The 15692-nt window shown below is 36.4% G+C and carries 13 protein-coding genes; 8 read left to right on the top strand and 5 right to left on the bottom strand.

What is annotated here, in order from left to right; translation table 11 throughout:
- Nucleotides 1-20 precede the first annotated feature (20 nt).
- The 6 genes from ACFSQ0_RS11995 to ACFSQ0_RS11970 all read left to right on the top strand — a co-directional run bounded on the left by ACFSQ0_RS11995 (nt 21) and on the right by ACFSQ0_RS11970 (nt 7970).
- Nucleotides 21-1196, top strand: a complete 1176-nt coding sequence (locus tag ACFSQ0_RS11995) for an AIR synthase related protein (RefSeq protein ID WP_379048582.1) — start codon at nt 21-23, stop codon at nt 1194-1196.
- A 17-nt stretch (nt 1197-1213) separates the two neighbouring features.
- Nucleotides 1214-2251, top strand: a complete 1038-nt coding sequence (locus ACFSQ0_RS11990; protein WP_379048580.1) for a DUF3078 domain-containing protein — start codon at nt 1214-1216, stop codon at nt 2249-2251.
- 193 nt (nt 2252-2444) lie between these two features.
- On the top strand, nt 2445-4991 hold the full coding sequence (locus ACFSQ0_RS11985) for an adenosylcobalamin-dependent ribonucleoside-diphosphate reductase (protein ID WP_379048578.1): 2547 nt from the start codon (nt 2445-2447) through the stop codon (nt 4989-4991).
- A gap of 201 nt (nt 4992-5192) precedes the next feature.
- Nucleotides 5193-6269, top strand: coding sequence for a peptide chain release factor 1 (gene prfA, locus ACFSQ0_RS11980; RefSeq protein ID WP_379048576.1), 1077 nt, complete (start codon nt 5193-5195; stop codon nt 6267-6269).
- A gap of 27 nt (nt 6270-6296) precedes the next feature.
- The gene (gene pyrF / locus ACFSQ0_RS11975; protein WP_379048574.1) at nt 6297-7124 is read left to right on the top strand and encodes an orotidine-5'-phosphate decarboxylase; all 828 of its coding nucleotides are present in this window, start codon (nt 6297-6299) and stop codon (nt 7122-7124) included.
- A 48-nt stretch (nt 7125-7172) separates the two neighbouring features.
- Complete coding sequence (locus ACFSQ0_RS11970; protein ID WP_379048572.1) at nt 7173-7970, top strand: helical backbone metal receptor; 798 nt, start codon at nt 7173-7175, stop codon at nt 7968-7970.
- Here ACFSQ0_RS11970 and ACFSQ0_RS11965 read toward each other — a convergent pair.
- From ACFSQ0_RS11965 to ACFSQ0_RS11955, 3 genes are all read right to left on the bottom strand, one after another.
- Nucleotides 7957-8847, bottom strand: coding sequence for a mechanosensitive ion channel family protein (locus tag ACFSQ0_RS11965; protein WP_379048570.1), 891 nt, complete (start codon nt 8845-8847; stop codon nt 7957-7959). The genes ACFSQ0_RS11970 and ACFSQ0_RS11965 overlap by 14 nt on opposite strands.
- 26 nt (nt 8848-8873) lie before the next feature.
- Nucleotides 8874-9053: a Lacal_2735 family protein gene (locus tag ACFSQ0_RS11960; RefSeq protein ID WP_379048568.1), complete on the bottom strand. Its 180-nt coding sequence runs from the start codon at nt 9051-9053 to the stop codon at nt 8874-8876.
- A gap of 78 nt (nt 9054-9131) precedes the next feature.
- Nucleotides 9132-9851 carry a DUF4197 domain-containing protein gene (locus ACFSQ0_RS11955; protein ID WP_379048566.1) on the bottom strand — a complete coding sequence of 240 codons (720 nt, stop codon included), beginning with the start codon at nt 9849-9851 and terminating at the stop codon, nt 9132-9134.
- 215 nt (nt 9852-10066) lie between these two features.
- Between ACFSQ0_RS11955 and ACFSQ0_RS11950 the strand changes: the two genes are divergently transcribed.
- Both ACFSQ0_RS11950 and ACFSQ0_RS11945 read left to right on the top strand, forming a co-directional pair.
- Nucleotides 10067-13522 carry a methylmalonyl-CoA mutase family protein gene (locus tag ACFSQ0_RS11950; RefSeq protein ID WP_379048564.1) on the top strand — a complete coding sequence of 1152 codons (3456 nt, stop codon included), beginning with the start codon at nt 10067-10069 and terminating at the stop codon, nt 13520-13522.
- A 55-nt stretch (nt 13523-13577) separates the two neighbouring features.
- Nucleotides 13578-14201: a DUF1684 domain-containing protein gene (locus ACFSQ0_RS11945; protein ID WP_379048563.1), complete on the top strand. Its 624-nt coding sequence runs from the start codon at nt 13578-13580 to the stop codon at nt 14199-14201.
- Here ACFSQ0_RS11945 and crcB read toward each other — a convergent pair.
- Nucleotides 14195-14563: a fluoride efflux transporter CrcB gene (gene crcB / locus ACFSQ0_RS11940; RefSeq protein WP_379048561.1), complete on the bottom strand. Its 369-nt coding sequence runs from the start codon at nt 14561-14563 to the stop codon at nt 14195-14197. The two genes, ACFSQ0_RS11945 and crcB, sit on opposite strands and share 7 nt — an antisense overlap.
- A complete protein-coding gene (locus ACFSQ0_RS11935; protein WP_379048559.1) occupies nt 14564-15649 on the bottom strand; it encodes a hypothetical protein in 1086 nt (361 codons plus the stop codon).
- Between the last annotated feature and the right edge of the window lie 43 nt (nt 15650-15692).

Here is a 15692-nt window from a genome sequence, read left to right as displayed (position 1 = left end):
CAACTTTAAAAGCATTTGATATGAACAAGGTAAGTAAACGATATGCTCAACGTGGAGTTTCTGCGCAAAAAGAAGATGTACACAACGCGATTAAAAACGTAGATAAAGGATTGTATCCGCAAGCCTTTTGTAAAATTGTACCCGATTACTTAACTGGATCTGAGGAACATTGTTTGGTTATGCATGCAGATGGTGCCGGCACTAAATCTTCCTTAGCTTATATGTATTGGAAAGAAACGGGAGACTTGAGCGTGTGGAAAGGAATTGCTCAAGATGCTTTGATTATGAATATTGATGACTTACTTTGTGTAGGAGCTACAGACAATATTCTTTTAAGCTCGACCATAGGGAGAAACAAAAATGTAATTCCCGGCGAAGTGATTTCGGCTATAATTGGGGGAACAGAAGAGTTAATCGAGAGCTTAAAAGAGCACGGGGTGAATATCTTTTCAACAGGAGGCGAGACCGCCGATGTTGGAGATTTGGTGCGTAGCATAATCGTAGATTCAACCGTTACTGCTAGAATGCGACGTGATCACGTAATCGATAACAAGAATATTCAAGCTGGAGACGTTATAGTTGGCTTAGCTTCATATGGTAAAGCAAGTTATGAAGATGCTTATAATGGCGGGATGGGTAGTAATGGACTAACCTCGGCACGTCATGATGTTTTTAATTCTGCTTTAGCGAAGAAATATCCCGAAAGTTTTGATGCGAATATACCCGAAGAATTGGTTTATTCAGGTTCAAAAAATTTACTTGATGAAACAGAAACAGAATTGGATGCAGGTAAGTTAGTTTTATCTCCAACGCGAACTTACGCTCCTATTGTTAAAGAAGTTTTATCAACAATAAACCGAAATGATATTCACGGTATGGTGCATTGTAGTGGGGGTGCACAAACTAAAATTCTACATTTTATTGAAAATTTACATATCGTAAAAGACAATATGTTTGAGGTGCCGCCGTTGTTCGCAATGATACAAGAAGAGAGTAAAACAGATTGGAAAGAGATGTATCAAGTTTTTAATATGGGGCATCGCTTAGAATTTTATGTTGCTCAAGAAGTGGCCGAACAAATTATTGCCATCTCAAAATCATTTGATGTAGATGCAAAAATAATAGGTCGAGTTGAAGCTTCTAATAAAGGGAAAAGTCTTAGCATCCAATCAGATAAAGGAACTTTCGATTATTAAACCGATAAGTGTTGTTGATGAATTTGCGATTTGATAAGTTCAAAGCGTATCTTTTAGCTTGGATGTGCATTTTTTGCGCGAATGTATCTTTTGCTCAAGCGTCTGATACGCTTAAACCATTTAATTTTAGAGCTCGAACAGTCATACCTTCAAGTATAGATTATACGCCAAACCAAGTGCTAAAACGTAAGGTGCCGGTTTCTTACTGGACCAAAGTCAACAAAATAGAATACGATATTAGTGAAGTGGCTTTCATCAATTGGAATGCGGGGGGAGTTTCATCATTATCTAGTTTGTTAAATTCAAAATTTAAACGTATTTATGAAAGGGGTTTTTTAAGATGGAACAATGAGTTGCTCGTGCGCTATGGTGTCAACCAACAAAAAGATGAAATTTTAAAAAAGACCGATGATAATATAGAGCTTAACTCGACCATTGGTTTTCGAGCAGATAGTCTTTCCAATTGGTTTTATTCGGCAAAAATGAGAGTAAGTACTCAATTAACCAATGGATATAAATATCCTAATACCGATGATAAAATATCAACATTCTTCTCGCCTGCTAATGTGTTTCTTGGGGTAGGGGGAGAAATTAACATCGAAGAGAAAAACTTCTCAGCTTATGCTTCGCCTTTAACACTAAGGTCTACAATGGTTCTTGACCAAGAATTAGCCAATCAAGGTGCTTTTGGTGTAACCCCTGCTGTTTATGATGAGGAGGGGAACCTGCTAAAAGAAGGGGAGAATACCAAAACAGAATTAGGTATATTAATTACGGCAGAACATGACCTGACCCTTTGGGAGAATATTGTTATGCACAATAGGCTAAGTTTATATTCAGATTATATAGATAAATTTGGCAACGTAGATGTTGATTGGGAGTTTCGTCTTAATTTTAAAGTTAATAGTTTTATCCGGGCACGCTTGGGGTCTCACTTAAAATATGATGACAATATAAAAATACAAGTTGAAAATGAAGCTGGAGAGCTCGTAGAAGGAGGCTCTCGAGTACAGTGGAAACAGCAATTAGGTATAGGGGTGACGGTTGCTTTTTAAACGAATTTTTCCTATGGTAATCTTCAAAACTTGTTAACTTTTTCCTGTTGATAAATAATTAAACTGCTTTTAATCAGGTAATTAGCATTGTGATTTTGTAAACTTTTATTTTTAAGGTGTAAAACATGTCTTTTTTTTTGCTAAGTTTATCTTTTGAAATTTAGATAAAACATTCACCGCAAAAAGCCTGATTATGAAAGTAAAAACAAAACAAAAAACTTCAGTTTTTTCACAAGATGAAGCATTCAAAGCTTCTCTAGAATATTTTAATGGCGATGATCTTGCTGCTCGTGTATGGGTAAACAAATACGCGCTAAAAGATTCTGATGGGAATATCTATGAGGCAACTCCTAACGATATGCACCGTCGTATTGCTAAGGAAATTGCTAGAATAGAAAAAAGGTATCCTAACCCAATGAGTGAAGAGGAGGTTTTTAATCTTATTAAAGATTTTAAATATATTGTACCTCAAGGTAGCCCTATGGCCGGTATAGGAAATCCCTATCAGGTAGCCTCGCTTTCTAATTGTTTTGTAATAGGTAATGACGGCGATTCAGACTCCTACGGGGGAATAATGAAGATAGATCAAGAGCAAGTTCAGTTAATGAAACGTCGCGGTGGGGTTGGTCACGATTTATCGCATATAAGGCCAAAAGGGAGCGAAGTGAAAAATTCTGCCCTTACTTCAACCGGGATAGTGCCTTTTATGGAGCGCTATTCGAATTCAACACGAGAAGTTGCGCAAGACGGTAGACGAGGGGCTCTAATGCTTTCGGTTTCTATAAATCACCCAGATGCAGAAGACTTTATAGATGCCAAAATGGAACAAGGCAAAGTGACCGGAGCTAATGTCTCGGTGAGAATTGATGATGAGTTTATGAAAGCAGTTAAAAACGCTACGTCTTATACTCAAAAATATCCTGTTTTTAGCGAAAAGCCAAAATTTGAAAAAGAAATTGATGCTTCAGGAGTTTGGAAAAAGATAGTTCACAATGCTTGGAAATCAGCCGAACCAGGTATATTATTCTGGGATACAATTGCGAGAGAATCTATACCAGATTGTTATGCCGATCTAGGGTATAAAACCGTGTCAACAAATCCGTGCGGTGAAATACCATTGTGTCCTTACGATTCTTGTAGGTTGTTAGCTATTAACTTATTCTCATACGTTAATAAACCATTTACTCCAGAAGCTAGTTTTGACTTTGATCTATTTAAAAAACATGCTGCTTACGCTCAGCGTATGATGGACGATATTATTGATCTCGAGCTTGAAAAAATAGATGCGATTATAGAGAAAATTGATGCTGACCCGGAATCTTCAGAAATTAAAGCAACCGAGCGTAATTTATGGAAAAACATTCAGCGAAAAGCTGAAGAAGGAAGAAGAACAGGAATTGGTATTACAGCCGAAGGAGACATGTTAGCTGCCCTAGGAATCAAGTATGGTTCGCAAGAAGGTAACGACTTCTCGGTAGAAGTTCACAAAAATTTAGCTTTAGCCGTCTATCGCGGATCGGTTTATACCGCCAAAGAAAGAGGTCCTTTTGCAATCTATGATTCAGAAAGAGAAGCCAATAACCCGTTTATACTCCGTTTGAAGGAAGCCGATGAGCAATTGTACTATGAGATGATGGAGTATGGTAGAAGAAATATAGCACTATTAACAATAGCTCCCACTGGAACTACAAGTTTAATGACCCAAACAAGTTCGGGGATTGAGCCCGTCTTCTTACCGGTCTATAAACGCAGACGTAAAGTGAATCCAAACGATAAAGAAGCACGTGTAGATTTTGTAGATGAAGTAGGTGATTCTTGGGAAGAGTATGTGGTATTTCATCACAGGTTTAAACAATGGATGCAAGTGCAAGGCTATGATGTGAATAAAAATTACACGCAACAAGAGCTGGATCAGCTCGTAAAAGAATCTCCCTATTACAAAGCTACCTCAAATGATGTAGATTGGTTAAGCAAGGTGCATATGCAAGGCGCAGTACAAAAATGGGTCGATCACTCTATTAGTGTAACCATTAACTTACCCCATGATGTGTCAGAAGAATTAGTAGGGAAACTCTACCTTGAAGCTTGGCAATCGGGATGTAAAGGGGTTACCGTTTATAGAGACGGTTCGAGAAGTGGTGTGTTGATTTCAAATGAAGAAAAAGAAGAAGAAAATGCAGAAACTTTGACTGCTTTTCCTACAAAAAGACCAGATGTTTTAACAGCTGATATTGTACGTTTTCAAAACAATAAAGAGAAGTGGATTGCCTTTATTGGAAGTATTAATGATCAACCTTATGAGATTTTTACCGGTCTAGCCGATGATGAAGACGGTATTTTATTGCCGCGCTGGGTAACCAATGGATTAATAATTAAAAACAGAAATGCAGACGGTACTTCTCGTTATGATTTTCAATATGAGAATAAACGTGGTTATAAAACCACTATTGAAGGGCTTTCGCATAAATTTGATCCAGAATATTGGAATTATGCAAAACTGATTTCAAGTACTTTGCGCTACGGAATGCCTATCAATAAAATAGTAGACCTTATTAATAGTCTTCAGCTTGATAGTCAATCTATAAACACCTGGAAAAATGGTGTAGTGCGTGCACTCAAGCGATATGTAGAAGATGGAACTCAAGCCAAAGGCAGATGTCAAAGCTGTAACTCAGACCAATTGGTGTATCAAGAGGGGTGCCTTACTTGTACCAACTGCGGTTCTTCAAAATGTGGATAAAATTAGCAAGCATTAAATTCAATCTGTAAATTAAAAAACGATCAATTAGTCTTGGTCGTTTTTTAATTTATACAACAAGTAATTGTTGCTTATGCGGAATTAAAAGCAACTAGAAAAATATACTAGTTGGAGCATAATATTAAAAGCAGCAGTTAATACAATCAAGAAATAATCGTAAATTTGTGCAATTATTGAATTTTTATGATAGATAAATTAAACATAGTAAAGCAGCGATTTGACGAGGTAAACGATTTAATTATACAACCTGAAATCATTGCCGATCAAAAAAGATATGTAGAGCTTACAAAAGAGTATAAAGACCTTAAAAAGTTAATGGTAGAGCGAGAGCGCTATGTAGAACTTACTCAAAATAAGAGCGAAGCCGAAGAGATAATTGCAGATGGGAGCGATGAGGAAATGGTCGAAATGGCCAAAATGCAGCTGGAAGAGGCTAAGCAAGAACTTCCTGAGCTAGAGGAAAAGATAAGAATGATGCTTATTCCTAAAGATCCTGAAGATGCTAAAAATGCTGTAGTTGAGGTTCGTGCGGGGACAGGCGGTGATGAAGCAAGTATTTTTGCAGGAGATATTTATAAAATGCTTACTAAATACTGTGAGAGCAAAGGCTGGAGTGTAAGTACAGTAGATTTTTCTGAAGGAACTAATGGAGGATTTAAAGAAATTCAATTTGAGGTGAGCGGAGAAGACGTTTATGGTACTTTAAAGTATGAAGCAGGAGTGCATCGTGTTCAGCGTGTGCCACAAACAGAAACCCAAGGAAGGGTGCATACTAGCGCAGCAACCGTAATGGTTTTTCCAGAAGCCGAAGAATTTGATGTAGAAATAGATCCTAAAGATGTAAGAATTGACTACTTCTGTTCTTCTGGTCCTGGAGGGCAATCGGTAAATACAACCTATTCTGCAGTTCGTCTTACGCACGAGCCTACAGGTATAGTAGCTCAATGTCAAGATCAAAAATCACAGCATAAAAATAAAGAAAAGGCATTTAAAGTTTTACGCTCTAGATTGTATGATATGGAGCTGGCCAAAAAACAAGAGGCCGATGCAGCTAAAAGAGGTTCAATGGTAACCAGTGGTGACCGTAGTGCAAAAATTAGAACCTATAATTATCCGCAAGGCCGTGTTACCGACCACCGTATAAATTTAACTTTATATGATTTGTCTAATATAATTAACGGGGATATTCAAAAAATTATTGACGAATTAAAATTGGTTGCCAATACCGAAAAACTTAAAGAAGGATCAGATATCTTTTAATCTTTTAAAGGCACTTGCATCACTATTATGACCACAGCAGAACTTGTTCAGCAAATAAAACAAAAGAAATCTTTTTTATGCATCGGTTTAGATGCCGATTTAGATAAAATCCCCGAGCACTTACTTCAAGAGGAAGACCCTATTTTTGCTTTTAATAAAGCAATTATAGATGCAACTCATAAATTTGCGGTGGCTTATAAACCTAACACCGCTTTTTATGAAGCTTATGGTGTTAAAGGTTGGTTAGCTTTAGAAAAAACTATACGATATATCAATGAACAGTATCCTGATGTTTTTACTATAGCAGATGCCAAAAGAGGGGATATAGGCAATACCTCTAGTCGCTACGCAAAAGCTTTTTTCGAAGATTTGGGTTTTGATTCGGTGACCGTAGCTCCTTATATGGGTAAAGATTCTGTAGAGCCTTTTTTGGCTTTTCCCAATAAGCACACCATTTTATTGGCCTTAACTTCTAATCAGGGCGCACTCGATTTTCAAACGCAAACTTTAGTGAATAACGAGGAGCTTTATCATAAGGTTTTGAAAACGGCTGTGAATTGGAAGAACTCACAAAATTTAATGTTCGTAGTGGGCGCCACGAAAGCATCTTCGTTTAAGACTATTCGAGAGCTTGTTCCAAACCATTTTTTATTGGTCCCTGGAGTAGGAGCTCAAGGTGGGAATTTAAAAGAGGTTTGCGAATACGGACTTAACAATCAAGTAGGTTTGCTAGTCAACTCTTCGCGAGGAATTATTTACGCTAGTAGACAAACAGATTTTGCAGAAGCCGCCAAAAACAAAGCCTTTGAGCTTCAGCAACAAATGAAAGTTTATGTAGATCAATTATTGTCTTAAAGTTTAGAAAGAAGCAAGTTAACTTTAGAAATATCAAAATAGCCTCCTATGCAAGTTTTTGATCAATTAAATCGAAGGCTATGTTTGGATAAAGCTCCACAACGAATAATCAGTTTGGTGCCAAGTCAAACAGAATTGTTGTTCGATTTAGGTTTAGCAGATAAATTGGTGGGCGTGACTAAATTTTGTGTGCACCCTAAAAAAATCCGTAAACAAAGTAATGTAGTAGGCGGTACCAAGCAAGTGCATTTAGATAAAATTGCATCATTAAACCCAGATATTATTCTATGTAATAAAGAAGAAAATACACCAGAGATGGTTGACGAACTTCAAAAAATAGCACCGGTGCATGTCTCAGATGTAAATACGCTTCCTGAAGCTTTCCAGCTAATGCGTCAATATGGTGTTATTTTTAATTGCGATTTAGCTATTGAAGAAATGCTTGCAGCTATTAACCAAAAACAACAACAGCTACAACAACAAATAAATAAAGCGCCATTGAAAAAAGTAGCTTATTTTATTTGGAAAGATCCTTGGATGGTTGCGGCAAATCAGACATTTATTCACCATATTTTGCATTTAGCAGGCTATCAAAATGCTTACACTCATCAATCAAGATATCCAGTAATCGATTGGAATAAATTTCCTCAAGTAGATTTCATTTTTTTTTCATCAGAACCTTTTCCGTTTAAAGAAAAGCACATCCAAGAAATTCCTGAAAACTTACAAGATAAGGTTGTATTGGTTAATGGAGAATTTTTTAGCTGGTACGGTTCACGCTTACTTAAAGCTATGTCATACTTTATTAACTTACACAAAGAAATTAATAGAATTAATCCTTCTTAAGACGCAAAGGAATATCTTCTGTATTTTTATATAGTTTGAGTTCAGTAATATTAGCGGGGAGATTAAAGCCGCTTTTATCTAGAGCCTCTTTTACTTTACGGATGATAAGCCCTCTGAAAATTCGTGAAGACACTCTATAATCTTGGGTGTCCACCCAAAAGAAAACCTTAAGATTTACAGCGTTAACCGCTAGTTCTGTTTCGGTAACAAAATTTTGATGATCAATATCGTTTTGAATGATTTCTGGTTGACTATTAATAATACCCATGATTATTTCCTTGGCTTGCTCAATATTATCTTCATAGCCTATTCCTACGATGAACTCATTTCTAAAAAAACCGTCGGCAGTATAGTTTTCTACCGCTTTGGTAAGTACATCAGAGTTAGGTATAAAAATGTCACGACCATCTGAACTTTTAATATGGGTGTACCTAAAATTTAAGGCCTTTACCTTACCAAAAAAATCACCTACCATAATGGTGTCATTAATGTGAAATGGTCTGTTGAACGCTAAGATAATTCCTGCTAAAAAATTTTTCCCAATGTCTTGAAAAGCAAATCCTAAAATAATAGCAGCTCCACCAGCTGCTGTCAAAACTCCAGCGGCAATATTGCTTAAGCCAGCAATTTCGAGTGCTAGCATAAATGATAATAAAATAAAACTAATTTTGATGGCTTGCGCTAGGAATCTTGCCATCAAAGGGTCGGTAGTTTTACGCTTTATTCTTTTTAAATAAAATGAAGAAATTAATTTAGCAATGAGACTTCCAAGGATTACAATTAATATACCAATACCAATTTTTGGAAGAAGCCCAATAAACTCTTGGTAGTAGGCAGTAGCAGATTCTAGAAATTTATCGGCAGCATTTTGGTTCATCGCATTAGGGATTTAAGCATTTTAAATTAAAAATATTGACTGTTCCAGCCGGCGCGTTTCAACTCTTGAAATATACGCCTTGCTTGCCGATTCAAGTAATCACTCTTTTTCTTGTTTTTTGGGGCTATAAGAAATGCCTTCTTCATAAGCGTTTGATATTTTTCTTTCAAACGATCAATCCGACTTCTTTTACTTTTCCAAAACATGTTCGTTTTTTTGTTATCAATTTAGAATATAATATCTTGTTTTTTTGTTTAGGAATTGGTAAAAAGAGTTAATATTAATTAAAATTGATCTTGAAGTGCAAACACACGCTGAAGAATTTGACTTGTCCGTGCACTAACATTGTTTCTTATTTGTTTTTCTTCTTGTTCAATCATAAAATAGACACCCTTCAATGCTTGGTTCGTTACATAATCAGTTAAATCGGGGTTAACATTTTTGGTAAGGGGTATTTGGTTGTATTTGGTGATGAGATTACTCCAAATTTGGTCTGCTCCAACCTTGCGAAAGGAATTTTGAATTACCGGGTTAAATTTGTTATATAATTCTTGATTGGTCTTGGCTTTTAAATACGCCGTTGCTGCATTTTGGTCACCCATTAAAATATTCTTCGCATCGTTAATAGTCATTTGCGAAATAGCATTTACAAAAATAGGCGTTGCTTCTTTTACAGCATCTTCAGCCGCTCGGTTCAAGGCTTTAATCCCTTCATCTGCCAGATTACCAAGTCCAACATCTCTAAGCGTATTTTCAACTTTGGTCAATTCTTTAGGCAATAAAATTTTAACCGCCTCATTTTGGTAAAATCCATTTTCTAAAGTAAGTTTTTTAACCTCCTGGTCAACACCCTTCTGCAGTGCGGCTTTCAACCCCTGTGCGATATCTTGATTGGTTAATACTTTGTTTTCTTGAGGAATTTGACTAGCAATGCTTTGTAATTCTGCACAAGACTGAAAACTAAAAATGGCTAGTATAAATAAAAAGAAGTAAAGATTTTTCATAATTGAAATGATTTAAAACTGATTTGACTAATTAAGATATCGATTTGTATTGCTACCAAAATTAAGAAAATTAGGTATCATCTTTAGATTTTGACTTAAAATAATTGTAGGCTTGCTATAGTCATTCCTTTTGGATAGGTTTCAAAATAGAGAATCGAGACAAAAAGTAATTAGTTTTTCTTAAATTTACGCACTTAAAAAAAGGAATGTTTGTTATGAAAAATATAAAAATATATAAACCCAAGCATAAAGTAAGAATTGTAACGGCGGCATCTTTATTTGATGGTCACGACGCCGCAATTAATATTATGCGTCGTATCATACAATCAACGGGAGTTGAGGTTATTCATTTAGGGCATGACCGTAGTGTCGAAGAAGTGGTCAATACCGCTATTCAAGAAGATGCAAATGCGATTGCTATGACTTCTTACCAAGGGGGACATACAGAATATTTCAAATATATGTATGACTTACTTAAAGAAAAAAATGCAGCCCATATTAAGATTTTTGGAGGTGGAGGAGGAGTAATTCTTCCTGAAGAAATCGAAGAATTAGAAGCCTACGGAATTACACGCATATATAGTCCAGACGATGGTCGGGAACTAGGGCTGCAGGGAATGATTAATGATTTGGTAGAGAGATCAGATTATCCTTTGGGAGATAAAGCCAATATAGCACTGCAGAAAGTACAAGATAAAGATGCGGGAAGTATGGCCCGTTTGATATCTTCTGCAGAGAATTTTCCAGAAACAGCTCAAACTTTACTAGATGAGATTCACGAAATCAATAAAAGTTGTAAAACTCCTGTATTAGGAATTACAGGTACAGGAGGAGCAGGAAAGTCATCTTTAGTAGATGAATTGGTACGTCGTTTTTTATCTGACTTTACCGATAAGACTATTGGAATTATATCGGTAGACCCATCAAAAAGAAAGACGGGAGGAGCCCTTCTAGGCGATCGTATTCGTATGAATGCTATAAACTCTCCAAGGGTTTACATGCGCTCTCTAGCGACAAGACAATCAAATTTGGCTTTATCTAAACACGTGCGCGAGGCAGTTCAAGTGCTAAAGGCAGCGCAGTATGATTTAATTATTTTAGAAACTTCGGGAATCGGACAAAGCGATACCGAGATATTAGACCATTCTGATGTTTCCTTGTATGTTATGACTCCCGAGTTTGGAGCTGCTACGCAATTGGAGAAGATAGACATGCTTGATTTCGCTGATTTGGTAGCTATAAATAAATTTGACAAACGTGGCGCTCTCGACGCTTTGCGCGATGTAAAAAAACAATACAAGAGAAACCATCATCTTTTTCACGAAGACGATGCCAATATTCCGGTATTTGGTACCATTGCTTCCCAGTTCAATGACCCCGGTATGAATACCTTGTACAAAAATATCATGGATGCCCTGGCCGAAAAAACCGATGCATCATTGAATAGTCAGTATCATATTACCAATGAAATGTCTGAGAAGATATTTGTCATCCCTCCAGCACGGGTACGCTACCTCTCCGAAATCTCAGAGAATAATCGAGCCTACGATCAAAATGTGAATATCCAGGTAAATGTAGCTCAAAAACTTTATGGCGTATATAAAACTATCACCACATTGCTTGATATTAAACCCTCGGATCAAAACGAATATGCTTACTTAAATAAAAATGGTCTAGACGAGGAGGCGATAAAAAACGATTTGCAGGATGAATCGGATATTGATTTAATCAATCTATTAATCGCTCAGTTCAATAAAGTGAAAATGGATTTAGATCCCTATAATTGGGAAGAGATTTTAAATTGGCCAACTACCGTTAAGAAGTATGAGAATCCTATTTATAGCTTTAAAGTAAGAGATAAAGAAATAAAAATAGATACGCACACCACTTCGTTGTCACATACGCAAATCCCTAAAGTAGCTTTACCAAAATATAAGGCTTGGGGTGATTTATTATTGTGGATTCTTCAAGAAAATGTACCAGGAAAATTCCCTTATACCGCAGGTTTATATCCGTTCAAACGCCAAGGAGAAGACCCTACCCGAATGTTTGCCGGTGAGGGAGGACCAGAAAGAACCAATAGAAGATTTCATTATGTTAGTTTGGGCTTGCCTGCAAAAAGACTTTCTACGGCATTTGACTCGGTTACCCTTTACGGAAACGATCCCGATTTAAGACCAGATATTTATGGTAAAATTGGTAATGCTGGGGTTTCAATTTGCTGCTTAGATGATGCAAAAAAACTATATTCCGGATTTGATTTGGCACATCATTTAACCTCGGTAAGTATGACCATTAATGGTCCGGCTCCTATGTTACTTGGTTTCTTTATGAATGCAGCCATAGATCAGCAGTGCGAAAAATACATTAAAGAAAATGGTCTTGAGGAAGAAGTTGAGGAAAAAATAAAGGCGATTTATCAAGAAAGCGGATTAGAAAGGCCAACCTATAAAGGTGAATTGCCAGAAGGTAATAACGGCTTGGGACTAATGTTATTAGGAGTAACAGGAGACAGGGTCTTACCAAAGGAGGTTTATGAAAAAATAAAAAAAGAAACCATAGCCGTGGTGCGCGGCACTGTTCAAGCCGATATCTTAAAAGAAGATCAAGCTCAGAATACCTGTATTTTCTCTACCGAATTTGCATTGCGTTTGATGGGCGATGTACAAGAATATTTTATAGAAAATCAAGTGCGTAATTTTTACTCGGTTTCTATATCGGGCTACCATATAGCCGAAGCAGGAGCCAACCCAATCACTCAGTTAGCTTTAACCTTGGCTAACGGATTTACCTATGTGGAGTATTACCTAAGCAGAGGTATGGATATCAATAAATTTGGTCCTAACCTTTCTTTCTTTTTCTCTAATGGTATTGATCCTGAATATGCAGTAATAGGTCGAGTAGCTCGAAGAATTTGGGCCAAAGCACTAAAAGAAAAATACGGAGCCAATCCTAGGGCACAAATGCTAAAATATCATATTCAAACCTCTGGTAGATCTTTACACGCGCAAGAAATTGATTTTAATGATATTAGAACTACACTTCAAGCGCTGTATGCTATTTATGATAACTGCAACTCTCTACATACCAATGCTTATGATGAAGCTATTACAACTCCTACAGAAGAATCTGTAAGACGCGCAATGGCAATCCAATTAATTATCAATAAAGAGTTAGGGCTGGCTAAAAACGAGAACCCTATTCAAGGATCTTTTATCATCGAAGAATTGACCGAATTGGTTGAAGAAGCGGTATTGCAAGAGTTTGATAGAATTACGGAAAGAGGAGGTGTATTGGGCGCTATGGAAACCATGTATCAACGTTCAAAAATACAAGAAGAAAGCCTGTATTATGAGACATTAAAGCATAATGGAGATTTTCCTATAATTGGTGTAAATACCTTCTTAAGTAGTAAAGGTTCGCCCACAGTTACCCCAGGTGAAGTAATTCGAGCTACAGAAGAAGAAAAGCAGAACCAAATTAATACCCTTCAAAAATTGCATAAAACCTATGAACACAGTGCAGGTGATGCGCTAGAACGCGTTAAAGAAGCGGCTATTCAAAATAAAAACATTTTTGAAGAGCTTATGGATGCAACCAAAGTATGTTCTTTAGGTCAAATTACTGAGGCTCTATTTGAAGTAGGGGGGCAGTACCGAAGAAATATGTAGACTATAAAACTGCCCTCTTTTTATAGGGCAGTTTTTTTATTTTAATTATTACAAAATGAGAATAAAGTTTAATTTATCTTATTGTTTTTTAATGTGCATATGCCTATTAAGTGCAATTAGCGTGGCGCAACAGCAGATTAGTGCGAAAGAATATCAAGCTGACTTAAACGAAAAGTTTAAAAATCCAGATTCTTCTCCATTGACGAAAGAAGATTTAGCCGAATTCCAATCGCTATCGTTTTTTGAAATTGATTCGACTTTTATTTTAGAAGCTAAATTTGTTCGTACTGCAAACGATTCGGTTTTTGCTATGAAAACCACCACCAGTCGTTTGCCCTTGTACTCAAAGTATGGCGAATTACATTTTACCTATGAGAAAGAGTCTTATAAGTTGAATGTATACCAGAACCAGCGGTTAAAGTCAAATCCTGAGTATGAAAATTATTTTTTCATACCCTTTACGGATTTGTCTAACGGAATAGAGACTTACGCAGGGGGTAGGTACTTAGATATATGGATGAGCAACCCTAATCCCTCAACCTTGAAATTAGATTTTAATAAGGCTTATAATCCGTATTGCGTATATAATAAACGCTATTCTTGCCCTATTCCGCCGGCAGACAATCATTTGGAGTTTTCGGTTTTGGCAGGGGTAAAAATGTATAACAAAGATCAATAAGAAACCTTCATTATAAATAGTCCAACACCTACGGCTAAATAGCCCAAACAAAGGCTTAATAAAGTGTAGCCTAGGAATTGCCAATAAGCTTGAGCTTGCAACATTTTAACGCCTTCTAATCCAAAGCTTGAAAAGGTAGTAAACCCCCCACAAAACCCAGAAATAACTAATAAGTTTAAAGAAATAGAATACTTTTCGGTTTTTATTAGATAACCAGCTACAAAGCCTATAATAAGACAACCTAGAATATTCACTAACATGGTGCCCAAAGGCCATGTGCTAGTGTTATAAAGGCGCTGTATAAGATAGCGTAAAGCACTTCCTAATCCGCCTCCAAGAAATACCAATAAAAAAGCTTTCATTTAGTTGTATTCATTTAGTTGAAGTTCTTCTGTAGTTGTTCCGCTTTCAGCTTCTTTCAAAGGTAAATACAATTCGGTTATCCACTGGGCAGGGTTTTCTTCTTGGTCAGAAGCTACCACGTAAATCAAAAAGCGCTCCGCTTGCTCATCCACATTTAAGAATTCTTGCTGTGCATAAGCATGAGCTTTTTCCCAAGCTTGTTCTAAACTCTTATAATTTCCCTGTAAGGTAACTTTTAAAACCCTTTTTTGGGGCATAAACCCGGTAAGCACATCATCCGCTTTAAGCGTGATTACTCGCGAAGAAATAGGGATGCCTGCCGAGATTATAACCGATTGATTCAAGGTATCTATATTATTGAAAACTGTGATACCAGAACCCGAAGCCTTTAAATTATTACGCTGCATATAGTTTTCAACTTGCGATATTATTTTTTTGCTCTTGTTTACGATTAAATCGGAATTATTTTTAGTAGCTGTAGAAGCATACAAATAATAACCGCCACTAAACTGAGTCACACCTTCGATAGAGATGCTTGTTTTCTCCATTTCACGGATCAAATATTCATCCAGATTTTTTAAACTTAAATCAAAATTATCGGCTATAATTTTATCTAGACTTGGGGTTCTCCAAATACCAAATAATTTTGCCAAAAAACTTCTTTTTCCCGATAGTGTAAGTTGAATTTGCGTTTGAGACTCGATTTCTTGTATTGTCCAGTCTAAATTAATCTCTGCCTCGTTTCTCTCTTGATTCAGGTTCATTCTTTGTTTTATTTTAGAGAAAGGCTGCTTTTCAATTGTCTTTATTTCGCCACTTATTTCATTAAATTTACTAAATTGGGCAATAAAATCTGTTGACCTAATATTTTCTTTTGGCTTTAAAACTATAGGTGAACCAGTAGAGTCGGTTACAAAATTTTCCCAGTTCTCAAAATTTTGAATCTGTTTAAAAGCCATAGAACCAGGAGCTTTGGTTTTTTGACTAAGCGTATATTTAAAATTCCCGTCTAGTGTGGCAACATAGAGTGAAGTACCTATAATTGCAACTAAGAACAATAAAAAGATATATTTAAATATTTTCATACAAAAGTCTTGAGCATGGTAAAACGAATATACTTATTTTCGT

Source organism: Mesonia sediminis (genome assembly GCF_042684705.1).
GTDB lineage: Bacteria > Bacteroidota > Bacteroidia > Flavobacteriales > Flavobacteriaceae > Mesonia > Mesonia sediminis.
This window is presented reverse-complemented; position numbering and strand designations above follow the sequence as displayed.